A 22,845-nucleotide genomic window follows, 5' to 3' on the forward strand; every position below is an offset into this window, starting at 1 on the left:
GCCCCCTGCCCTGCCCCCCGAGCGCGAGCACGCCAGCGCCCTGTCCTTGCTGGGCATGCTCCAGCGAGAGGGCCGCTTCGTGGACTTCCTCCAGGAGAACGTCTCCGCCTTCTCCGACGCGGAAGTGGGCGCGGCGGCGCGCATCGTCCATGAGGGCTGCCGCAAGGTGGCCCAGACCTACCTGACGCTGGAGCGGGTGCTGCCCCAGTCGGAAGGGGACTCGGTGCCGGTGCCCGTCGGGTTCGACGCCCAGCGCATCCGCCTCACCGGCAACGTGGCGGGCCAGCCGCCCTACAACGGAATCCTGCGTCACCACGGTTGGATGACGACGGCGGTGAAGCTGCCCACCGTCAGCCCGGCCATCGACCCGCGCGTGCTTGCTCCCGCGGAGGTCGAGCTTTCCTGAGCCGGCCACCACGACCTCACAGCGCGAACAAACCCGCGTCTTCCAGGAGTTCTCGTCCGATATGGCCCGCTATTCCATTGGCATCGACCTGGGCACTACGCACTCCGCAGCGTCCTACTTCAATCTGGAGGAGGGCAAGCCCCGCGGCGGCGCGCAGTCCATGCTGCCCGTCCCCCAGTTGACCGCGCCCGGCACCGTCGAGGCCCGCCCGCTGCTCCCCTCCTTCCTCTATCTCCCCTCCGAGCAGGAGTTCCCCGCCGGCAGCCTGGCGCTGCCGTGGAAGCCGGAGGCCAGCACCCTGATGGGTGAGTTCGCCCGCACGCACGGCGCCAAGGTGCCCACGCGGCTGGTGGCCTCCGCCAAGAGCTGGCTGTCCCACCCCGGCGTGGACCGGCGCGCGGCGCTGCTGCCGTGGCAGGCCCCCGAGGAGGTGCAACGGGTGTCGCCGCTAGACGCCTCCGCGCGCTACCTCCGCCACCTCAAGGACGCGTGGGACCACACCTTCGCCCGCGAGCGCGAGGAGTCCGACAACGCCCTGGCCGAACAGGACGTCATCATCACCGTCCCCGCCTCCTTCGACGCGGCGGCGCGCGACCTGACGCTGGAGGCCGCCAAGGCCGCGGGCATCCCCAACATCACCCTGCTGGAGGAGCCCCAGGCCGCGCTCTACGCGTGGCTGGAGGCCATGGGGGAGAACTTCCGCAAGCAGGTGCAGCCCGGCGCGGTCATCCTCGTGGTGGACGTGGGCGGCGGCACCTCCGACTTCTCCGTCATCACCGTGCGCGACAACGCCGGTGACCTGGAGCTGCTCCGCGTGGCCGTGGGCGACCACATCCTGCTGGGCGGCGACAACATGGACCTGGCGCTGGCGCACACGCTGAACCAGCGCATGGCGGCCGAGGGCAAGAAGCTGGACGCCTGGCAATTCAACGCCCTCACCCATGGCTGCCGCCAGGCGAAGGAGGCGCTCTACGCCGACCCGTCCATGGAGCGCGCACCCATCTCCATCCCCGGCCGGGGGTCGTCGCTCATCGGCGGCACGCTGCGCACGGAGCTGACGCGCGAGGAGCTGGACCGCGTCCTCACCGACGGCTTCTTCCCCGTGACGCCCGTCACCGAGCTGCCGCGCACCGCGCGCCGCACCGGCCTGGCGCAGATGGCGCTGCCCTACGCCCAGGACGCCGGGGTATCCCGTCACCTGGCCGCCTTCCTCACCCGGCAGGCGCAGGCGCTCGCGTCCAGCCCGGACGCGCCGGTGGACGTCAGCGGCAAGGCCTTCCTCCACCCCACGGCGGTGCTCTTCAACGGCGGCGTCTTCAAGGCCGGCCCGCTGAAGGCGCGCGTCATGGAGGTGATCAACGGCTGGCTCACGGCGGATGGCGGAGCGCCCGCCGAGGCGCTGGAGGGCGCGGACCTGGACCTCGCGGTGGCGCGCGGCGCCGCCTATTATGGTTGGGTGCGCCAGGGCCACGGCCTGCGCATCCGCGGCGGCACGGCCCGCGCCTACTACGTGGGCGTGGAGACGGCGATGCCCGCGGTGCCCGGCATGGAGCCGCCCGTGAAGGCGCTCTGCGTGGCCCCCTTCGGCATGGAGGAAGGCACGCAGGCGGACGTCCCGCCCCAGGAGTTCGGGCTCGTCACCGGTGAGCCCACCCGCTTCCGCTTCTTCTCCTCTTCCCTGCGGCGCGACGACAAGGTGGGCGTCATGCTGGAGGACGTCGACACCGAGCTGGCCAGCGGCGGGCTGGAGGAGCTGGCTCCCATCGAGACGACCATGCCCGGTCAGCCCTCCGTCTTCAGCGACCTGACGCCCGTCAACCTCCAGGCGGCGGTGACGGAGGTGGGGACGCTGGAGCTCCGGTGCCTGGAGAAGGATGGCCCCGGGCGCTGGAAGCTGGAACTCAACGTCCGCATGAAGGAGTAGAAAGCCATCCGTCAATCGGAGGCGTATGCGAATCGTTGGCATCGACCTGGGCACCACCCATTGCGCCGTGGCATCCGTGGACCCCTCGCGGGGCGCGGGTGCCCCCGTGGAGGACTTCGCCCTTCCGCAGCTCGTCCGTCAGGGCGAGGTGGCCCCGCGGGCCCTGTTGCCCTCCACCGTGTACGTGCCCGCCGGCCACGAGCTGGCGGAGGGTTCGCTCACGCTGCCCTGGGGGGATGACGGCGGCCCGTGGGTGGTGGGTGAGCTGGCCCGCTGGCAGGGCGCGCGCGTGCCGGGGCGGCTGGTAGCCAGCGCCAAGAGCTGGCTGTGCCACCCGGGCGTGGACCGCTCCGCACCCATCCTCCCCTGGGGTGCGCCCGCGGACGTCCAGAAGCTGTCCCCGGTGGACGCCAGCGCCCTGCTGCTGACGCACATGGCTCGCGCATGGGATTACGCGCACCCGGACGCGCCCCTGTCGAAGCAGGAGGTGGTGATTACCGTCCCCGCCTCCTTCGACGAAGCGGCCCGCGCCCTCACGGTGAGCGCGGCGCGCAAGGCCGGCCTGGAGAAGTTCACCCTCCTGGAGGAGCCCCAAGCGGCCTTCTACGACTACACCGCGCGCCACCGGGCGGACCTGGAGCAGACGCTCTCCAACGTCCGGCTGGTGCTGGTGGTGGACGTGGGCGGCGGCACCACGGACTTCACGCTGGTGCATGCGGGCCTGTCGCCCGAAGGCCCCATGCTGCGGCGACTGGCCGTGGGCGACCACCTGATGCTGGGCGGCGACAACATGGACGCCGCGCTCGCGCGCCGGGTGGAGGAGAAGCTCTTCACGGACGGCCGCCGCCTGTCCGCCACGCAGTGGACGCAGGCCATCCAGGCCGCGCGCACCGCGAAGGAGGCGCTGCTCGGTCTCGCCCCGCCGGAGAAGCACGGCGTGTCGCTGGTGAGTGGCGGCAGCAAGCTGCTGGGCGGCACGTTGTCCACGGAGCTGACGCGCGACGAGGCGCAGGCGCTGGTGCTGGACGGCTTCTTCCCCCTCACCACCCCCGCTGACAGGCCACGCCGCGCCGCGCGAATGGCGCTTCAGGAGCTGGGCCTGCCCTACGTGCAGGACGCGGCGGTGACGCGGCACATGGCGGCCTTCCTCGCGCAGCACGCGGCGGCGGGCTTCGCGGCGCTGGGCGAGACGGCGCCAGCGGAGGGCGCCCTGCCCCGGCCGGACGCCATCCTGCTCAACGGCGGCGTGTTCAACTCGCCCCAGATTTCCGAGCGGCTGGTGGAGGCCCTCTCCGCATGGTGGCCGAACGCGCCGCGCATTCCCCTGCTGCGGCACGAGTCCCTGGAGCTCGCGGTGGCCCGGGGCGCCGCGTACTACGGCCTGGTGCGGCGCGGTCACGGCCTGCGCATTGGTGGCGGCGCGGCGCGTGCCTACTACGTGGGCCTGCAGCGCGCGGCGGACAGCGCCGAGCAACCCGCGCTGTGCCTCATCCCCCGCGGCTTCGAGGAAGGCCAGAAGGTCGACCTGGGCGAGCGACCCTTCTCGCTCACCCTGGGCCGGCCGGTGCAGTTCCAGCTCTACTCCACCACCAGCGACCGCATCGACAAGCCCGGCGATTTGGTGCCGCTGGCGGAGGACCTCAAGCCGCTGCCGCCCATCCACACGCTGCTCAAGGGCGCCTCCAACAAGGTGGCGGAGGTGCCCGTGCACCTCCAGGCGGCGCTGACGGAGATTGGCACCCTGGAGCTGTACTGCGTGTCCAACGTCGCGGACGAGCGGTGGCGCCTGGAGTTCGAGCTGCGCGGCACCGGCGGCTCGCACGAGCTGACGGTCACCGAGTCCATGCCCGCGCGCTTCGTCGAGGCGAAGGACAACATCGAGCGCGTCTACGGCAACAAGCCGCTGCCCATTGGCCCCAAGGACGTGAAGCAGCTCGGGCGCACGCTGGAGAAGGCCCTGGGCTCGCGTGAGACGTGGCGCGTCCCGGTGCTGCGGGAGATGTGGAGCACCCTCTTCGCGGGCGCGAGCAAGCGCCGGCGCTCGGAGGACCACGAGCGTGTCTTCTACAGCCTCACCGGCTTCAGCCTACGGCCGGGCTTCGGCTACCCGCTGGACGGCTGGCGCGCGGAGCAGACCTTCGGCCTGTTCGACGCGCTGGTGCAGCACCACACGGACAAGGCGGTATGGACGGAGTTCTGGGTGATGTGGCGCCGCATCGCGGGCGGACTGGACGAGGCGCGGCAGCAGAAGCTGTACGCGTACCTCCAGCCCCACCTGGCGCGGAAGGTGCCACCGGACGCGCCGCCGCCGGGGAAGCTCAAGGGCATCCAGCCCGAGGGCCTGGAGGAGATGGTCCGCACGGCGGCCTCGCTGGAGCACCTGCAACCGGGTGACAAGGCGGAGCTGGGCCGGTGGATTGCCGCGAGGCTGAAGGCCGAGGCGAAGTCCGGCGGACCGTGGGCCTGGTCCCTGGGGCGGCTGGGCGCGCGCGTGCCCCTATACGGCAGCAGCCACAAGGTGGTGGACGTGGACACGGCCGAGGCCTGGCTCACGCTGCTGCTGGAGTTGGACCTGCGGAAGATTGACGGCGCGTCCTTCGCGGCGGCGCAGCTCGCGCGGCTCACGGGAGACCGCACTCGCGATCTGGACCCGGACCTGCGCGAGCGCACGGCCCAGGCCCTGCTGGCGGCGAAGGCCTCCGAGACCTGGGTGCGAATGGTGCGCGAAGTCGTGGCGCTGGAAGCCGCAGACGAGGCTCGCGCGCTCGGGGATACGCTCCCCGCCGGTCTGCGGCTGTCGTAGGACTGGAAGGAATGCTCCCGCGGGAGTTGGACCTGGAAGGTCCAGCCCCCCGGGAGCTGGGACGGCGACGGCGGCTCAGCCCTGCGCGGCGGCGACAGGCACGGCGGGGGATTCACCCGCTTCGGGGCTCGCGGCGGCCGGCACGACCTGGAGCACCGGGGCCGCCTCTTCCACCGGCGCGACGGCAGCGGCGTCCTTGCCCGCCTTGGGCTTCTTGCTGCCCGCGCCCGAGCGACACGTGCGGCACCAAGGCTGATTCCGGATGGCGCCATCCGCCATCTTCCGCAGGCCGAACTGCGCCAGCGGCTTCAGCGTCTTGCACTTGATGCACATCAGCGAGATGAGCACCTCTTGGCCATCCGCGTCGTAGACGGCGGACTTGCGACGCTTGCGCGGCTGGCCCTGCCCCGGTTCACGCTGCTTCGCCTTCTCAGGCGCAGGCGGCGCCATCATCGGGGTCACTTTGTAGAGCATGTCGGTTCCTCCAGCTCACGGGAGTCCACCCACGCAGGCCCTGGGCCACCTCGGAGTGGACACTCGCAGGGACTAGAGTAGGACCTCCGCTTCCCGTTGGAAACTGATCCCAGGCCGAAAAATCGGCCCCCGGCGCGATTTCTGTGTCCTTCCCCTGGGGTGAGTCCTTTCGTTCACCCCCAGCGGATCAACCGTCGTCCGAATTTTCAGCCGGGACGCTCTCAGCGCGCCTCTTGCTGACACCCTGCTACACCCGTGTAGCGGACACGTCCCAAGTCGGGGGCCTCCAGCGTGCCGCCCCGGGCTTTCCCGTAGGCGACGAGCGCTTCGCGCAGGTCGAGCCCGTCGACGGGGGTCATCTCGATGCGCTCCGGTGGCACGGTGCTCAAGAGGGGCTCAAGCCCGTCACCGCCTCGCGCCAGAAAGTCCGGGAGGGCCACCCGGTACATCTTGCGGGAGTCCACCACGAGCGGCTGACCGCCGGCGAGGGCCACTCCCGAGAGCCGCCCAGGCCCCGGGCAGCGCTCCAGCGTCACCTCGAGGCCGGAGACGGCGAAGACGGAGCCCATGTCGTTGCCATAGGCCAGGTGCAGCAACCGCGACAGCTCGGGGCCCGTCAGGGTGGCCACGGCCACCGTGTTGTCGAAGGGCAGCACCTCGAACACCTGACCGAAGGTGAGCGGCCCCGCGGCCAGGTCGGCCCGGACGCCGCCCGGGTTCATCAGCCCCACGTCCGCATTGGCCGACGCACGCAGCACGTCCGCCACCAGATTGCCCAGCACGCCCTCCTCCGTGTAGCCGCGGGCCAGGGGCGTGGCCGCCACGAGCCCCAACTGGCGATTCTGCGCCTCCCGTGCCAGCTCCAGCGCTGGCGCCAGCAGCGGCGCCACCTGCGCGTCGGGCACCACCGGCTCCGCCATGAACGACGCGGGCTCCAGGCGCACCTGGGGCTCGTTCCGCAGGCGGCGGCCGTCACACGTTCCCTGGGTGGCGTCCACCTTCGCACAGAGGGGAATGGCGGCCTGGATGCGGGAGCGTTCGGGCAGGATGCGGCGACTGTCCGGGTCCACGAACAGCTCCACCACGCCCAGGGAGCGCGCCAGCCCCGTCGTCTCGATGATGGGCACCTGGGCGAAGAAGTGGCCCATCGTCTGGTGGGTGTGTCCCGCCACGATGGCGTCGACCGTGCCTGGCGGCAGGCGCTTCAGCATCGACAGAATCTCCGCGTCGCCCTCGTCGCAGCTCGACGTGTCGCGGGGGTTGCTCAAGTCCGCGCACTTGCCTCCCGCATGCGCCACCACCACCACCACCTCCGCGCCGCGCGCGCGCAGGGAACGGGACGCTTCCAGCGCGGCGGGCGCCAGGGGCAGGAAGCGCAGGGACGACACGTTGGCGGGATTGGTGACCTTGGGGGTGTCCTCCGTGGAGAGCCCGATGATGCCCACCTTCACGCCCTTGACCTTCATCAGGTACGTGCCGTCATTGCCCGTCCAGGCGGGGCGCGCGCCGGTGGAAGCGTCGCGGAGGTTCGCCGACAACATGGGGAATCGCGCCTGGCCGATGCGCGCCTTGAGCGCACCCAGCGCATCATCCCCGGGCCGCTGCGCCATGGAACCCGGCCCCACAGGGCCATAGTCGAACTCGTGGTTGCCAATGGCGGCCGCGTCCACTCCCAGGTGGTTGTACACGTCGATGACGACGGCCCCTTCCGTGAGGTTGGAAGGCAACGTGCCCTGGAACATGTCGCCCGCGTCCAGCAGAACCACGCCCCCCGGGTTGGCCGCGCGCAGCCGCGCCACGTAGGCCGCGAGCGTGGCGGCGCCGCCCTCCTCCACCACCTGGCCGTCCTTCAGTGGCGTGCGATGAGGCTCCACCTGTCCGTGGAAGTCGTTGATGCCCACCAGGGTGATGTGGATGGGCTCCGGCGGCGCGCCGCGGGTCCAGAAGCCGGAGCACGCGGAGGTGGCCCCGCACGCCAACGCGAGGGCGATGAGTCGAAAGAAACGCATGAGGGCGCGCACTTCAGCGCGGCGCGCGCCCGCTGGCAACGCGCTTCAGTCGCGACGGCGACGCCCCACCCGCACCAAAGCGAGCAACGCGAACGCAGCGGTGGCCGGCACGGAGGCCGAAGCACACGAGCAGCCCGACTCGTCGGGACGATTGCCCGGACCTGGCGCGGGCCCCGGACCACCGGAGCCACCTCCGTCCCCCGGGCCACCGTCCGTGCCCCCGTCCGTCCCCCCGTCCGAATCGAACCGCGTGTCGATTCGCAGCGCGGGGTCGAAGGCCTCGGCGACCGCCGGCCAGCGCGCGTACAGGAAGCGCTGCGGGTTCGAGAACGCGTCACTGCCCACGAAGAGCCCGTCGGGATACGTCGTACCCAGCGACGACGCGGTGACGGCGAGGGCCACTGGGTCATTCGCCCGGATGACGCCCCCATCCTCGTCCGCCAGCCGGAACGAGCCCACGAGGGTCCTCGCGCGCCGCTCATAGACGGCGAACGCATCCGCGCCCGTGTCCGCGACCAGGATGTACCCTTCGCCATTGCGCGCGCGGTACAGCGCGACCCGGCCCACATTGGCGGAGAGCCCGCCCGAGCCCTGGATGGAGAGCTGCTGTCCGGTGGCGCCCGCGTCCGCTGCCGCCGGATAGCGCCACAGGCCCTGCCCCTGCTGGGTGACGAACAGGGAGTCCGACGCCTCGTCCACGGCCAGACCCGCGATGGGCCCCGTCGTGGCGAGCGTGCGAACCAGGGTGGCCGTCACGCTCCCCGTGTCCCCGGCCAGTTCGTACTGCCGGAGCACGCCCGTGGACGTGCCCGCGAACACATAGAACCGGCCCGAGTCCTCGTTTTGATAGAGCGCCACGGCGGAGAACTGCGTCCCCGTCAGGAAGCCCGCGGCGCCAATCCGCTCCACCCGCTCCGCGCGGTCGGGGTCCGCCGTGTAGGCCGCCAGCCCGTTGAAGTTGATGCTGGCCGCCACCACCAGGGTCTGCTGCACCCCGGACAGCGGGAAGCCGTCCCGCACGGCCACGGCCGACATGGGGCCATCCGTGAGCTCCGCATCCAGTTGCTCGCCCCCCAGGCCGAAGGTGACGAGGCCCGCGTTGGGGCTGTTGTAGGCGGTGAGGAACAGGCTGCTGCTGGGGGCGCCGGGACTCACCCAGAGGGCCACGTCCTGGAGCACCCCGCCGGTGATGGACGGGGCGGGCTCGGACTGCGCCGTCGGCGACACGGAGACCTGCGCGGACACCGGAGTGCCCAGGAGCAGCGCCGCCAGGGCCAGGGGGGTTGGGTTGCGCATGACCGCCTCCAGATTGAGCGATGAGAGCGCCCTAACTTGGCACGAGGCGTCAGGCTTTCAAGTAGGAAGCGGCCGGGAACGGTTGGCGATGAGTGACAGCGTCGGCTAGAAAGTGCGTCTTCCAGCCAACACAGAAAAGAACATGGCGACCAAGCGCGCACTCATTACGGGCATCACGGGGCAGGACGGCAGCTATCTCGCGGAGCTGCTCCTTTCGAAGGGCTACGAGGTGCACGGCATGGTGCGCCGCTCGTCGGAGGAGAAGTTCGAGCGCATCCAGCACCTGCACGGGAAGATTCAGCTTCACCAGGGCGACTTGCTGGACCAGTTCTCGCTCGCGGCGTTGCTCAACCTGACGAAGCCCGACGAGGTCTACAACTTGGCGGCGCAGTCCTTCGTCCCCACCAGTTGGAACCAGCCGGTGCTCACGGGTGAGTTCACCGCGCTGGGCGTGACGAAGATGCTGGAGGCCATCCGCCACACCCGCCCGGAGGCGCGCTTCTACCAGGCGTCGTCCAGCGAGATGTTCGGCAAGGTGCTGGAAGTTCCGCAGACGGAGGACACGCCCTTCTATCCGCGCAGCCCGTACGGTGTGGCCAAGGCCTACGGCCACCACATCACGGTGAACTACCGCGAGTCCTTCAACCTGTTCGCGGTGAGCGGCATCCTCTTCAACCACGAGTCGCCGCGCCGGGGCCTGGAGTTCGTCACGCGCAAGGTCACCTACAACGTGGCGCGCATCAAGCTGGGCCTCCAGGAGAAGCTGCCCATGGGCAACCTGGACGCCAAGCGTGACTGGGGCTTCGCGGGCGACTACGTGGACGCCATGTGGCGGATGCTCCAGCAGCCGCAGGCCGAGGACTACGTGGTGGCCACCAACGAGACGCACACCGTGCGCGAGCTGGTGGAGATTGCCTTCGCGCGCGTGGGCCTGGACTGGGAGAAGCACGTCTTCATCGACCCGGCCTTCGTGCGCCCCGCCGAGGTGGACCTGCTCATCGGTGACCCGGCCAAGGCGAAGACGAAGCTGGGCTGGGAGCCCAAGGTCCGCTTCAAGGAGCTGGTGGAGATGATGGTGGACGCGGACCTGGAGCGCGTGAAGGCGGGGCAGCGGTAGATGCGCATTCTGGTAACAGGCGCGGATGGCTTCGTCGGCCGGCACTTGTGCGCCCTGCTGCGCGCCGCCGGCGACGAGGTAGTGGAGGCCCACGGGCCGCGCGGTGAGGGCATCAACAGCAACGCCCTGCACTTCGACGTGGCCAATGAAGCCTCGGTGAAGGCGGCGGTAGCCGAGGTGAAGCCCGAGGGCATCATTCATCTGGCGGGCTTCAGCTCGGTCGCGAAGAGCCACCACAACCCGTCCCGGGTGTTCGCGGTGAACACCATGGGCGTGGTGCACCTGCTCACCGCGGTGCGCGAGAGCGTCCCGAAGGCGCGCGTGGTGCTGGTGGGCTCCGGCGAGGTGTACGGCCCGGTGCCCGAAGGCACGCGCGCCACCGAGGACACCCCCGCGGTGCCCCTGAGCCCCTACGCTGCCTCCAAGTCCGCAGCAGAGCTGGCCGCGGTGCAGTTCCACCGCAGCTACGGGCTGGAGGTCGTCATGGCGCGGCCCTTCAACCACCTGGGCGCGGGGCAGGACCCCACCTTCGTGGTGCCCTCGTTCGCGGCGCAGATTCGCGCCATCGGGCTGGGCACGGTGGACCCGGTGCTGCGCACGGGCAACCTGGATGCGGTGCGCGACTTCTCCCACGTCCGCGACGTGGTGGAGGCCTACCGGCTGCTGCTCGACAAGGGTGAGCCGGGGCAGGCGTACAACATCGGCAGCGGTGAGGGCCGCACCATCCGCAGCCTGCTGGAGGAGATGCTGTCGCTGGCGGGTGTCAGCGCGCGCATCGAGCTGGACCCCGCGCGCCTGCGGCCCTCCGACATCCCCAGCCTCGTCGGCGCTCCCGACAAGCTGAAGGCGCTGGGTTGGGTCCCGAAGCTGACCGTGGCGGACGCGCTGCGCGATGTGCTCGGCCCCCGCGTGCCCGGCGCGGCGTGAGCAAGCGAAGGCGCGCGCGTGTCCCCAAGGATGCGCGCGCGTCGGAGGCCCGGCTGGGCGACCGATGCCTCGCCAGCTTCGATGGGACTGGCGTCGCGGGCCCGCGATTCCGAAGTGAATGGCCTCATGACGAGGTGATGCGTCAGGCGTCCCTGTTCACTGAAGCGCCGCCCAGGCCTGAAGCCGCCGCTCCAACGCCGTAAGGGTCCACAGGTCCGCCGGATTGTCCGGCCGTACCTGGGCCAGGTCCCGCTGAAGCGCCTCGCGCGCCCCCACGACGCCCCACTCCGACAACACCCGCAGCGCCATCAGCGAGTGCTTGCGCGCCACCAGCGCGAGCAGCACCGCCACGACGCGAGGGCTTCGCTCGTCGGCCAGCCGCTGCACCGCCTCGTGACGCACCTCGGGCGTGGAGTCCGGCGCCTCCAGCACCTCGGCCAGCGAGGTGAAGCGCGCATCATCCAGCAACGGGCGCGGGCCGGGCTGCGGCTCCCAGTGCTCGACGGTGACGTTCGTCCGGCCCAGGCAGACGCACTCCCGGCGCACGCCGTCATCACCGAAGAGGTCCATGATGCGATCTCTCGACGGCGTGCCCCCCACGAGCAGTTGCCCCGCACGTTGGGAAAGCGTGGGTGACACGCCGAGCAGATGGACGCGCAGCACCGTGGCCTCGGCCGCGGCGCTCTGCCCGGTGGAGGTACGGGGCCACTTGAGGAAGACCTCCGCCATCCCCCGCTCCTGGACATACCAGCGGTACTCCAGCCACACGGCGCTGGGGCGGAGGGCGAAGCGGGCATCTTCCTGCTCGCGGAGCCGGGGGGCGCCTTCCGCAAGCCCGGTGAAGCAGCGTTCCAGCAGGAGCAGGGCGTCGGAGAGCGTCATGAAGGTGGGCAGTGTAGCGACGTTTGTCAGGCCGCTGGGCCGCCAACGTTCGTGTACAATCAACACCATTTCCGAGGTCGCCCATGAGCGAAGCAGAACAACAGCGGTTCACCTTCTTCTGGCAGGCGCACTCCCCCTTCTCCCAGTGGCACCCTTCCGACTTCACCGTGGACGGCGTGCGCTACGTGTGCGCGGAGCAGTACATGATGGCAGGCAAGGCGCGGCTCTTCGGTGACAACGAGGCGCTGGCGAGCATCCTGTCATCGAAGTCGCCCAAGACGCACAAGGCCCTGGGCCGCAAGGTCCGCGATTTCGACAACACGCGCTGGGAGAAGGCGCGTGAGCGCATCGTCTACGAGGGCAATCGCGCGAAGTTCACCCAGAGCCCGGAGTTGTTGAAGGCACTCCTGGCCACCGCGGGAACGGAGTTGGTGGAAGCCAGCCCCGTGGATCGCATCTGGGGTGTGGGGTTGGATGAGGAGGACCCGCGCATCCTTCACCCCGCGAAGTGGCGAGGACTGAACCTGCTGGGCAAGGTCCTCACGAAGCTGCGCGAGGACCTGCTGGCGGAGGGCGTCACCGAGGCGTCCTCCGCTGAGTCGTAGGGCTCAGAAGTCGTAGCGCACGTGAGCCTGGTCCGACAGGACCAGGTTCACCGTGCCCGAGGTCTTCCCGAACTGCGCCCCGAAGAGCTGCGAAACCGAGGACACGTCGAAGCGAGGAGTGGCCCGCAGGAGCGCCTTGCACCGGTCGTTGTTCCCATTGTGCACCAGCACCAGGTTCGCCACGGGCGTGCCATCCGCGCCCTGCTGGAGGTTCCCATCCCAGGCCAGCGAGTACGTGTGCTCGGCGCAACCTCCGCCATGCATCACGGCCAGCGTCAGGATGCCACCGTCCACCTTGGCGCTTCGGACATTGATGGGGTCCTTCGGCTCGGGATTGGGCGTCACCACCAGGGGCTGGACGACCGCTTTCGCCTCACCTTCCTCGGCGGGCGAAGTCTCGGTGGCCTGCGTGTCTTCAGGGACCGGCGCCGTCGCTTCTGCGCTGGCTTCGGCCTCGGCGGGTGGCGGCTCCGCCGGAGCAGCGCCTGTCTCCTGCCGGCTCGCACAGCCCGCGAGCAGTCCGCACAGCATCACCCCACTCCAGACGAGCTTTCGCATACGTCTCCTTATCGCCGCAGCGCGGCCTCGTACGCCGCCAAGGTACCCTCGGCGGTCCGCTTCCAGGTGAACTTCGCGGCCTGCGCCTTTCCACGCTCCCCGAGCGCCCGCCGTTCCTCCGGCGAGTGAAGCAGCCGGTCCAACGCCCTCGCGAGCCCGTTCGCGTCGTCGGGCCCCACGCTCAGCGCGGCGTCGCCACAGACCTCCGGCAGCGAGCCCGCGGTGGAGACGATGGTGGGCGTCCCCAGCCGCATCGCCTCCAGCGGTGGCAGCCCGAACCCCTCATAGCGAGAGGGGAACACGAACACGGCCGCGCGGCGCATCAGCTCGTAGAACACGGCGTCGGACTGATAGCCGAGCGAGCGCACCTCGAACCCCTCCGAGCGCAGCCGGGAGATGCGCGCCTCCACGCGCCCCGCGCCGAACCAGCTCTGTCCCGCCAGCACCAACGAGGCAGGCCGGCCCCGCAGTCGCAGCCGCTCCAGCGCATCCAGCACCAGGTCCACGTTCTTCCGCACGTCGAGCGAGCCCGCGTAGAGCACGTACTCCTTCGGCAGTGAGAGCGCGCGCAGGAAGTCCTTGCTGGTGTCGTCCAGGACTGGCGCATGGACGTGGTCCACGCCATTGGGCACCACCACCGTGCGCGACTCCGCTTCCGGATAGCGGGCCAGCAGGTCCTGCCGCGTGCGCTCGCTCACGCACACCACCTGGTCCGCCACCATCAGGCTGCGCGACATCCACAGCCGGAACTGCCAGCGGAACGCGGCCGACACCGTCTCCGGCATCAGCAGCGGAATCAAATCGTGCACCGTCAGCACGTACTTCATGCCGGGAGCGCGGATGAGGGGCAGGTTGAAGTTACCGTGTGCGTGGTACAGCAGCGCATCCGAGCGCTGGAGCACGCGCGGCAAGCCGCCCAGCGTCCAGGCGGTGCGCCCTGCCTTCGCGCGAGGGGCCTCGCCGGATGACTGAGCCCCTACGCGGGTGAGCTGGACGCCGAGCGCCTCGAGGGCGGAGGCCAGGCAACGGGTGTACAGGCCGATACCGGTGGTCGGCTCGTCCCAGAGTGTCGCGTCGAAGGCGATAGGTCCCATGGACACGGTGCGCCTCATAGCACGTGCGTGTGATAGGCAGGGCCCACATGGCGATCCACCAGTTGATACCGAGCTTTGTCCCCGGCGACGCCACCGGGCAGGCCGCGCTGCACCTGCAGCTCCTGCTGCGCCGCATGGGGCACGCGGGCGCGCTGTATGCGGACGAGGTGGGCCCGGGGCTCGAAGGGCTGGCCAGCCCCGCGTCCGCGCTGCGTCCCGAGCCCGGTGACCTGGTCCTCTACCACCATGGCATCGCCTCCCCGCTCAGCAGCCGGCTGATGCACCTGCCCTGCCGACGCGGCATCGTCTTCCACAACATCAGCCCCGCGCGGTTCTACGAAGGGCTGCCGCTGGCGGACGCGCTGGTGGCGGGACGGGCCCAGCTCGCCGCGATGGCCCCCTTCGCGGATGTGGCCATCGGCGTGTCGGACTTCAACGCCGCCGAGCTGCGCGTCGCGGGTTACCGCAACGTCCACACGGTGCCCCTCTTCATCGAACCGGAGCGATTCTCCCGCGCCAGCGCGGACGCGAAGATGCTCCAGCGGCTCGAAGGTCCAGGCCCCGTGCTGCTCGGCGTGAGCCGGGTCATGCCGCACAAGCGCTTCGAGGACCTGCTCGCGCTCCACCGCGAAGTCCTGCGGTTGCGCCCCCAGGCCCGCCTGTTGATGGTGGGCGGCTACGAGCCGGGCAGCCGGTACTTCCGCATGCTCCAGCGCGAGGCGCGCGGCCTGCGCGGCGTGAGCTTCCTGGGGCGCCTGAGCCACGCGCAGCTCGTGGCCGCGTACCGCTCCGCTTCCGTCTTCGTCTCCATGAGCGAGCATGAGGGCTTCGGTGTCCCCCTCATCGAGGCCATGGCCGCCGAGGTGCCCGTGCTGGCCTACGCGGCCGCCGCGGTGCCGGAGACCCTGGGCGGCGCGGGCGTGGCCTTCGACCAGAAGCGCTTCGCCTTCCTCGCGGAGCTGGCGGTGGACCTGAGCGAGGACGTCTCCCTGCGCGGGCCCGTCATCGCTGGACAGGCGCGGCGGTTGGAGCACTTCTCCGCGCCTTCCGTGCAGACCGCCTTCACGAAGGCACTGGAAACGGTGCTCCCCCGCCCCACGCCCACGAAGTCCCGGAAGGTTCCGGAGCGTCCCCGGGTGGCGATGGTGGTGCAGCGCTACGGCGAGGTGACGGGCGGCGCGGAGAAGCTCGCCGCGCAAATGGCCGAGCACCTGGCGCCGCACTGGGACCTCACCTTGCTGACGACCTGCGCGAAGAACCACCTCGTGTGGGACAACGCGTTTCCGCCCGGCCCCGACGTCGTGGACGGCATCAAGGTGTTGCGCTTCCCGTCCACGCGGGTGCGTAACATCCGAGGCTTCAACGGCCTGTCGCGGCAGGTGTTCGACAAGAGCAACGAGCGGCTGCGTGAAGAGCAGTGGGTGGCCGAGCAGGGCCCCATGTGCCCCGGCCTGCTGCACCACCTGGCCACCGAGCGCGACGCCTACGACGGCTATCTCTTCTTCACCTACCTCTACGCGCCCACGGTGTGGGGACTGCCGCTGGTGGCGGACCGGTCCCTGCTGGTGCCCACCACACATGATGAGGCCCCCGTCCGCTTCGGTGTGTATCGGGACGTCTTCGAACGCCCGCGCGCCCTGCTCTGCCTCACGCCGGAGGAGCACACGCTCATCGAGAAGTACTTCCCGAATCACGCACCCACGCGCGTGGTGGGCGTGGGCGTGGACCGGCCTCGGGCGGATGGCGCGCGCTTCAAGGAGAAGCACGGCATCCACCGGCACTACCTGCTCTACATCGGCCGTCAGGAGCCGGGCAAAGGCGTGCCTGAGCTGCTCGAGTACCACCAGGCCCTGAAGAACCGGTTCGAGGACGCGCCGGACCTGGTGCTCGCGGGCGACACCAACATGGAGCTGTCCGGCGAGGGCGTGCGCTATCTGGGCCGTATCGACGAGCAGGACAAACACGACGCGCTGGCGGGGGCGTTGGCGGTGGTGGTGCCGTCCCGCTACGAGAGCCTGTCGCTGCTGACGCTGGAGTCCTTCGCCCAGGGCACGCCCGTGCTCGTGAACGGGCGCTCGGACGTGCTGGTGGGGCAGGTGGAGCGCAGCGGCGCGGGCCGCGCGTACACGGACCTGGAGTCGTTCATCCAGGGCCTGCGCGAGGTGGGCTCGGAGCGTGAGCCCATGGGCAAGCGGGGCCTGGCGTACGTGAAGAAGCAGGGCTGGCCGCAGGTGGTGGCGGCCTACCGGGAAGAAATGCAACGCATCCTCGAGGAGAAGCGCCGATGAAGTTACTGGGACGGGACATCCCCGCGCGGGAGCTGATAGCTCGCATCGAGGAGCGCCTGCGCACGCGTGGCCTCCCCACCTCCGAGGAAGTGGAGCTGCCGACCGAAGGCGTGGAGCCCCGGGTGGAGCCGCTGACCTTCAACCTGCATGCGCTGGAGGAGTACGCGGACGCCACGCGCGCCCTCCCCCTGCACACCCACCGGGGTGGCGTGGGACAAGTCGTCCTGCTGGCCAAGTGGGCATTCCGCAAGTCGTGCCAGGTGTTCATCAACGAGGCGCTCGGCAGGCAGCGCGTGTTCAACGGACACGTGCGCGACTCCTACGCGCAGCTGTCCGCCGAGGTGCTCCGTCTGCGTCGCGAGGTGGAGGCACTCCGGGCGAGGCCAGTCCCCGCGGTTTCCGATGCAGTGGTGCCGCAGCAAGAGCGCGCACAGCGACGCGAGCACGAAGCGGCGCCGTCCGCCGTGGCGCAACCGTCGACCGCGCCGGCTCCAGTCATAGACACCGTGCTGCCCAAGCCGCGTGACACCAAGGCCCATTCACGGCCGCCGGCTCGGCCGAAGCAGCCGGTGAGCGCGGCTTCCACGGAAGTGGATGCGACCTCGGCGCCTCGTGCGCCGGCCGCGGGCGAGCCAGTCACGAGCAAGACCGCCCGTGCGAAGAAGGCCGCGCCTTCTGCGCCTGCACAGCCCTCAGCGGAGTCTTCGCCGCGCCGGAGCGCCTCCGGACAGAAGAAGCGCCGCAACAAGAAGTCCCGTTGAAGAACACCCGATGAGGGGCACGGCGGCCGCCCCCGGACCTCCTGAACAGGCCGCGTTCCAGGACTTCGGGCCACGCAGCCGGGTGCGTGCGAGGCGGGAACAGGCCGACACCTTGCATTGACGGCCCATCCGCACCTGTGCTCAATCGAACACGTGCATGCGCCCTTCGTCAGCGTCGTCATCCCCGCCTACAACGAGGGACAGCGGCTGCCTCGCTTCGTCGCGGAGCTCACGCGCGTGTTCCTCGAGCGGAGCGCCCCGCCGGTGGAGTTCGTCGTCGTCGACGATGGCAGCGCGCCCGAGCACGCCGAACTCCAGCGCGCGAGCGTAGAGGCGGCCCAGGCTCGCCTCGCCACCGAGGGGGCGCGGCACCAGTTCACCTACGTGGCGGCGCCTCGCAACCAGGGTAAGGGCTCGGCCATCCGGCTCGGTTGGCGTCACGCGTCAGCGGGCGTCACGTGGCTGGCCTTCCTGGACGCGGATGGAGCCATCAACGCCGAGGAGTTCCACCGGCTGGTGGCGCTGAGCGCCTCGGAGATGGCGCGGAACGTAGACCTCCTGGCCGGCTCACGCATCCTCATGGCCGGACGCCGCGTCGTGCGCAACCTCCACCGCCACCTGCAGGGCCGCATCTTCGCCACGCTCACGGATGCGAACTTCAAACTCCACTTCTACGACACACAGTGCGGGGTGAAGTTCGTTCGCGCGGACATCCTGCGGCCGCTCCTGGACGTCCTCCAGGAGCAGCGCTGGCTGCTGGACGTGGAGTTGCTGGTGCTGCTGAAGCGCCAGGGCGCGCGCTTCCTGGAGGTCCCCATCGACTGGGAGGACTTCGGAGGTTCCAAGGTCATCCCAGGGCTCGACGCGGCGCGCATGTTCTGGGGGCTGCTGCAGCTTCGTCGGCGACTGGAGCATGTGTCCCTGCCTACCCACCGTGACGCGTTGCCCGAAGGCGAGCCACACGCCCAGCGGTAGGCAGGAGCGTCACTGTGTAGGCGTGCAGCCCCGCCCTGCCTGCACGGCGACGCGGGCCCTCACCTCCAGTGACAAGGCCGCTTGATTTCCGGACGGTACACCGCGAAATAGGCCTCGCTTGGAAGCCGTTTCTCCAGGTTCCTCCCACACTGTTCGTGACATGCGCGCCTTGACTGACCTGCCCTCCGACCCCACCTCTCCTCTGACCCTGGGCCTGCCGGGCTTTGTCTTCGAGGACCTGTATCGTCCCGCTGGTCTGCGCCGGTTGGCGGAGCGCTTCGACGCACAGCTCACCGAGGATGAGCCCGAGCTCTTCCAGGCCTTCGACGCGTACCGCAAGTCTGGCGGCACGAGCGTCAGCGGCGCCGCGGAGTCGGACCTGCTCGTCCGCGTGTCGCGCCACGTGTCGCGCTTCGTCACGCGCCTCTTCCGAGTGGAGCAGGAGCTGGAGCGCCTGTCCGGCCGCCTCAAGGGCGAGCTGCCGCTCTTCGACTTCAAGCGCGAGTTCATCACCCGCCGCGTCTTCAAGAAGGGCGCCGCGGACCGCCCGGCGCTGGCGGAGTTCCCCTCGCTGGACGCGCGCATGCGGCTGATGCTCCAGCTGGGCTTCCCGGAGGCGCTGGCCACCGGGGACCTGGAGCGGGGTCTGGCGGAATCCGTCCTCTCGCTGATGGACCTGGAGCGCCTGTTCTCCAACGCGCTGCCCGCCGAGCGTCAGGGCGAGGCGGAGGCCCTGCGCGCCCGCTGGTCCGCGCTGCGCGAGGTGCTGCTGTCCACGCCCGAGGGCAAGGACGCCTTCGGCTCCAGCCTCGTCACGCAGGGCGATGACGCCGCGGAGATCCAGTCCGTGCGCGCGCTGCTGTCGCTGGCGGACCGTTGGACGTACGCGCGGGCGCTGCATCCGGAGACGAAGGACCTCTTCCACGCCTGGCCCACCCACCGGATTCCCAAGCCGCTGGTGTTCGACCAGCTCGTCCAGCTCCAGCGTCCGGACAACGAGCTGCCCGAGGCCACCGAGGGCCTGGAGCACCACCTCCGCCACCGCGACGGCTTCAAGCTCACCGACCGCCGGGGCACCTCGCGCGACGTGATGAACGAGGTGGACTACTGCGTGCTCTGTCACGAGCGGCAGAAGGACTCGTGCACCAAGGGGTTCCCCGCCAAGGACCCGGTGGCCGAGGGGCACCACTACAAGAAGAACCCGCTGGGCATCCCCCTCAACGGGTGTCCGCTCGACGAGCGCATCTCCGAGGCGCACCTGCTCAAGCGTGAAGGCAACTCCGTGGCCGCGCTGGCCATGGTGACGCTCGACAACCCGATGTGCCCGGGCACCGGCCACCGCATCTGCAATGACTGCATGAAGGCCTGCATCTTCCAGAAGCAGGAGCCGGTGAACATCCCCCTGGCGGAGACAGCCACGCTCACGGACGTGCTGAACCTGCCGTGGGGCTTCGAAATCTACGGCCTGCTCACGCGGTGGAACCCGCTCAACGTCCGCCGCCCGTACGCGCTGCCCTACGTGGGCCGCAACGTGCTGGTGGTGGGGCTGGGTCCCGCCGGCTACACGCTGTCGCACTACCTCCTCAACGAGGGCTTCGGCGTCACCGGCGTGGACGGCCTCAAGATTGAGCCCTTCCCCGACGCGCTCGTGGGCCGCAATGGCCACTCACTCCAGCCCATCCGCGACTGGTCCGCGCTCACCAGCGAGTTGGACGAGCGCATCCTGGAGGGCTTTGGCGGCGTGTCCGAGTACGGAATCACCGTGCGCTGGGACAAGAACTTCCTCACGCTCATCCACCTCACGCTGGCGCGCCGGGAGAGCTTCCGCATCCACGGCGGCGTGCGCTTCGGTGGCACCCTCACGGTGGAGGACGCGTGGGCGCTGGGCTTCGACCACATCGCCATCGCCGCTGGCGCGGGCCGCCCGACCATCATCGGGATGAAGAACAACCTCATCCGGGGCATCCGCAAGGCCAGTGACTTCCTGATGGCGCTCCAGCTCACCGGCGCGTTCAAGAAGGACTCGCTGGCGAACCTCCAGGTGCAACTGCCCGCCATCGTCATCGGCGGTGGCCTCACCGGCATCGACACCGCCACCGAGCTGATGGCGTACTACCCGGTGCAGGTGGAGAAGGCGCTCGCCCGCCACGAGAAGCTGGTGTCCCAGGTGGGCGAAGAGGCCGTGCTGGCCCGCCTCGACGCGGAGGAGCGCGCCACCTACCAGACGTTCCTGGAGCATGGCCGCGCCGTGCGCGAGGAGCGCCAGAAGGCGAAGGCCCTGGGCCGCGACCCGGACTTCATCAAGCTGGTGCGCGCGTGGGGCGGCGTCAGCCTCGTCTACCGCCGCAGCCTCACCGAGTCCCCCGCCTACCGCCTCAACCACGAGGAAGTGACGAAGGCGCTGGAGGAAGGCATCCGCTTCATCGAGCGCATGAGCCCGGTGGAGGCCCTGCCGGACGCCTCCGGCGCGGTGCGCGCGCTGCGCTTCGAGCGCATGGTGACGGTGGACGGCAAGCTCAAGGGCAGCGGCCAGTTCTTCGAGCTGCCCGCGCGCACGGTGTGCGTCGCCGCCGGCACGTCCCCCAACGTCACGTACGAGAAGGAATACCCGGGCACCTTCCAGCTCGACGCGCGCGGCGAGTACTTCCAGAGCCACGAGCTGGTGGACGCCGAAGACGGCTTCTCGCTGGCGCCCGTGAAGGCGAAGGAGGACCCGGCCGCGAAGACGGGGTTCTTCACCTCGTACCAGAAGGACGGCCGCTTCATCTCCTTCTACGGCGACAACCACCCGACCTACGCGGGCAACGTGGTGAAGGCCATGGCCAGCGCGAAGGACGGCCACCCGCAGGTGGCGCGGCTGTACGCCAAGGAAGTGGCCGCGCTCGACTTCACCGACGAGGTGGCCCAGGCGGCGCGTGACGCGCGCCGCGCCGCGCACTTCGCCAGGCTGGACGAGGCGTTCACCGCCACCGTGGTGGCCGTCAACCGGCTGACGCCGACCATCGTCGAGGTGGTGGTGCGCGCGCCCTTCGCGGCCAGCCACTTCTCTCCCGGCCAGTTCTACCGGCTGCAGAACTTCGAGCGGAACGCGCCCGTGGTGGACGGCGTGCGCCTCACCATGGAGGGCCTGGCCCTCACCGGTGCCTGGGTGGACAAGGAGAAGGGGCTGATGGGCACCATCGTGCTGGAGATGGGCTCGTCCTCGCGCCTGTGCGCCGCGCTCAAGCCGGGTGAGCCCGTGGTGCTCATGGGCCCCACCGGCGCGCCCACGGAGATTGGCCACAACGAGACGGTGGTGCTCGTGGGCGGCGGTCTAGGCAACGCGGTGCTCTTCTCCATCGCCCGCTCGCTCAAGGCGGCCGGCTGCCGCGTCGTGTACTTCGCCGGCTACCGGCAGAAGTCGGACTCCTTCAAGCACGACGAAATCGAGGCCGGCACGGACCAGATTGTGTGGTCCGTGGACACTGGGGACACGATTGAGGCGCGCCGGCCGCAGGACGCGGCGTTCCGGGGCAACGTGGTGCAGGCGATGGTGGCCTACGCGGAGGGCAAGCTGGGCCCCGCCCCCGTCATCTCCCTGGCGGACGTGGACCGCATCATCGCCATCGGCTCGGACGGAATGATGCGCGCGGTGGCCGAGGCGCGGCACGGCGTGCTCCAGCCGCACCTCAAGCCGGGGCACGAGGCCATCGGCTCCATCAACTCGCCGATGCAGTGCATGATGAAGGAGATCTGCGCCCAGTGCCTCCAGCGGCACGTGGACCCGGTGACGGGCAAGGAGACGTGGGTGTTCTCCTGCTACAACCAGGACCAGCGGCTGGACCAGGTGGACTTCGTCAACCTCCGGCAGCGCCTGCGCGGCAACACCGTCATGGAGAAGGTCGCCGACGTCTACCTGGCGCAGCTCTTCAAGCAGGCCCCGCACCTCAAGCGCGTCTGAGGCGAGAAGGCGGGGCCCGTCTTCACCGGCGTGTGCCGGTGAAGACGCGAATCATCTCCTGGTAGTTCTGGATGAGGTCTTCCTCGCGCGTCAGGACGACGTCGATGTTCGCATCGCCGTAGTCGCGGCGGGCATCGGCCAGCGTCTGGAAGGCCTCCACCTGGGCGCGCATTGACGCCACCTGGGGCGCCATGCCCTGTTGCTGCTCGGGCGGCAGCTTCGCCTGGAGCGCCTCCAGTTTCTTCAGCTCCTCTTCGTATTGGAGCGTGCGCCCCAACTGCCGCTGACTGACGACGGCGGTGACGACCTCCGCGATGCCGTTGACGTCCGCCTCGGAGAGCTGTGCCTCGCGGCGCGCCTCGGCCTCCGCCTTGGCCTTGGCCTCCACCACCTTCAGGCCCTCGCGCGCGGCGGCCATGGCCTCCGGGGTGCCGGCGTCCACCAACGCCCCCAGGTTCTGCAGGCCCTTCATGAGCGAGCCGTACACCTCCAACATCCGCCGCTGATAGCCCACGTACGCGTCCAGCTTCTCCTTCGTCACCGTGTAGGGGCCTGCCTCCACCACACCGTCGGGAGCGCCGGGGGCCTGCTCGCCCACCACCCCGGCGGGCGGCCCGGAAGCGTCCTCGGGTTTCTTACAGGCCGAGAAGGCCACGAGCACCCACAGTCCCCACAGCACCTTGCGCACGCGCATTCCTCCAGACGGGACATGTCAGCCCCTCATGTATGCTCCGGCAACCTGGGCGGTGAGAGGCGTCCCGCCTCTGTCTGTCACGGTGGGGTTGT

Annotated in this window: 17 protein-coding genes; 10 read left to right on the top strand and 7 right to left on the bottom strand. The window is 70.1% G+C overall.

The features are described 5' to 3' along the window. The 3 genes from FMQ63_RS31010 to FMQ63_RS31020 form a co-directional block, all read left to right on the top strand. A partial coding sequence (locus FMQ63_RS31010; RefSeq protein WP_141276833.1) for a DUF2760 domain-containing protein occupies positions 1-406 on the top strand: 406 nt, incomplete at its 5' end. A gap of 61 nt (positions 407-467) precedes the next feature. Then, on the top strand, positions 468-2,330 hold the full coding sequence (locus FMQ63_RS31015) for an Hsp70 family protein (protein WP_011555287.1): 1,863 nt from the start codon (positions 468-470) through the stop codon (positions 2,328-2,330). Positions 2,331-2,355: 25 nt separating this feature from the next. Beyond that, positions 2,356-5,133, top strand: coding sequence for an Hsp70 family protein (locus FMQ63_RS31020; RefSeq protein ID WP_011555288.1), 2,778 nt, complete (start codon positions 2,356-2,358; stop codon positions 5,131-5,133). Positions 5,134-5,208: 75 nt separating this feature from the next. Here FMQ63_RS31020 and FMQ63_RS31025 read toward each other — a convergent pair whose 3' ends face one another. The 3 genes from FMQ63_RS31025 to FMQ63_RS31035 all read right to left on the bottom strand — a co-directional run bounded on the left by FMQ63_RS31025 (position 5,209) and on the right by FMQ63_RS31035 (position 8,912). Continuing rightward, positions 5,209-5,607 (bottom strand): hypothetical protein, encoded by a 399-nt coding sequence (locus FMQ63_RS31025; RefSeq protein ID WP_011555289.1) that lies wholly within the window; start codon positions 5,605-5,607, stop codon positions 5,209-5,211. Positions 5,608-5,828: 221 nt separating this feature from the next. Next, complete coding sequence (locus tag FMQ63_RS31030) at positions 5,829-7,616, bottom strand: bifunctional UDP-sugar hydrolase/5'-nucleotidase (RefSeq protein ID WP_011555290.1); 1,788 nt, start codon at positions 7,614-7,616, stop codon at positions 5,829-5,831. A gap of 45 nt (positions 7,617-7,661) precedes the next feature. Then, entirely contained in the window at positions 7,662-8,912 is a 1,251-nt protein-coding gene (locus tag FMQ63_RS31035; protein WP_011555291.1) for a myxosortase-dependent phytase-like phosphatase, read from the bottom strand. 142 nt (positions 8,913-9,054) lie between these two features. Between FMQ63_RS31035 and gmd the strand changes: the two genes are divergently transcribed. Next, entirely contained in the window at positions 9,055-10,029 is a 975-nt protein-coding gene (gmd, locus tag FMQ63_RS31040; protein ID WP_011555292.1) for a GDP-mannose 4,6-dehydratase, read from the top strand. After that, positions 10,030-10,956, top strand: a complete 927-nt coding sequence (locus FMQ63_RS31045) for a GDP-mannose 4,6-dehydratase (RefSeq protein WP_011555293.1) — start codon at positions 10,030-10,032, stop codon at positions 10,954-10,956. Between the two features lie 156 nt (positions 10,957-11,112). Here FMQ63_RS31045 and FMQ63_RS31050 read toward each other — a convergent pair whose 3' ends face one another. Next, positions 11,113-11,907 carry a hypothetical protein gene (locus tag FMQ63_RS31050; RefSeq protein WP_011555294.1) on the bottom strand — a complete coding sequence of 265 codons (795 nt, stop codon included), beginning with the start codon at positions 11,905-11,907 and terminating at the stop codon, positions 11,113-11,115. 14 nt (positions 11,908-11,921) lie between these two features. Between FMQ63_RS31050 and FMQ63_RS31055 the strand changes: the two genes are divergently transcribed. After that, the gene (locus FMQ63_RS31055) at positions 11,922-12,443 is read left to right on the top strand and encodes an NADAR family protein (protein ID WP_011555295.1); all 522 of its coding nucleotides are present in this window, start codon (positions 11,922-11,924) and stop codon (positions 12,441-12,443) included. A gap of 3 nt (positions 12,444-12,446) precedes the next feature. Here the strand turns inward: FMQ63_RS31055 and FMQ63_RS31060 are convergent, their stop codons facing one another. Next, a complete protein-coding gene (locus FMQ63_RS31060; protein WP_011555296.1) occupies positions 12,447-13,001 on the bottom strand; it encodes a hypothetical protein in 555 nt (184 codons plus the stop codon). A gap of 8 nt (positions 13,002-13,009) precedes the next feature. Continuing rightward, complete coding sequence (locus FMQ63_RS31065; protein ID WP_011555297.1) at positions 13,010-14,095, bottom strand: glycosyltransferase family 1 protein; 1,086 nt, start codon at positions 14,093-14,095, stop codon at positions 13,010-13,012. 47 nt (positions 14,096-14,142) lie between these two features. On the opposite strand from FMQ63_RS31065, the gene FMQ63_RS31070 reads away from it, so the two are divergent. The 4 genes from FMQ63_RS31070 to FMQ63_RS31085 all read left to right on the top strand — a co-directional run bounded on the left by FMQ63_RS31070 (position 14,143) and on the right by FMQ63_RS31085 (position 22,059). After that, positions 14,143-16,383, top strand: a complete 2,241-nt coding sequence (locus FMQ63_RS31070; RefSeq protein ID WP_011555298.1) for a glycosyltransferase family 4 protein — start codon at positions 14,143-14,145, stop codon at positions 16,381-16,383. Further along, positions 16,380-17,144 (top strand): hypothetical protein, encoded by a 765-nt coding sequence (locus FMQ63_RS31075; protein WP_011555299.1) that lies wholly within the window; start codon positions 16,380-16,382, stop codon positions 17,142-17,144. Before FMQ63_RS31070 ends, FMQ63_RS31075 begins: the two co-directional genes overlap by 4 nt. Positions 17,145-17,297: 153 nt before the next feature. Then, positions 17,298-18,119 (top strand): dolichyl-phosphate beta-glucosyltransferase, encoded by an 822-nt coding sequence (locus FMQ63_RS31080; RefSeq protein ID WP_011555300.1) that lies wholly within the window; start codon positions 17,298-17,300, stop codon positions 18,117-18,119. 160 nt (positions 18,120-18,279) lie between these two features. Next, positions 18,280-22,059, top strand: a complete 3,780-nt coding sequence (locus tag FMQ63_RS31085) for an FAD-dependent oxidoreductase (RefSeq protein WP_011555301.1) — start codon at positions 18,280-18,282, stop codon at positions 22,057-22,059. Between the two features lie 22 nt (positions 22,060-22,081). Here FMQ63_RS31085 and FMQ63_RS31090 read toward each other — a convergent pair whose 3' ends face one another. Continuing rightward, entirely contained in the window at positions 22,082-22,753 is a 672-nt protein-coding gene (locus tag FMQ63_RS31090) for a hypothetical protein (protein ID WP_011555302.1), read from the bottom strand. Positions 22,754-22,845: the final 92 nt, after the last annotated feature.

The sequence above is a fragment of the Myxococcus sp. CA005 genome (assembly GCF_006518205.1).
GTDB classification, from domain to species: domain Bacteria; phylum Myxococcota; class Myxococcia; order Myxococcales; family Myxococcaceae; genus Myxococcus; species Myxococcus xanthus.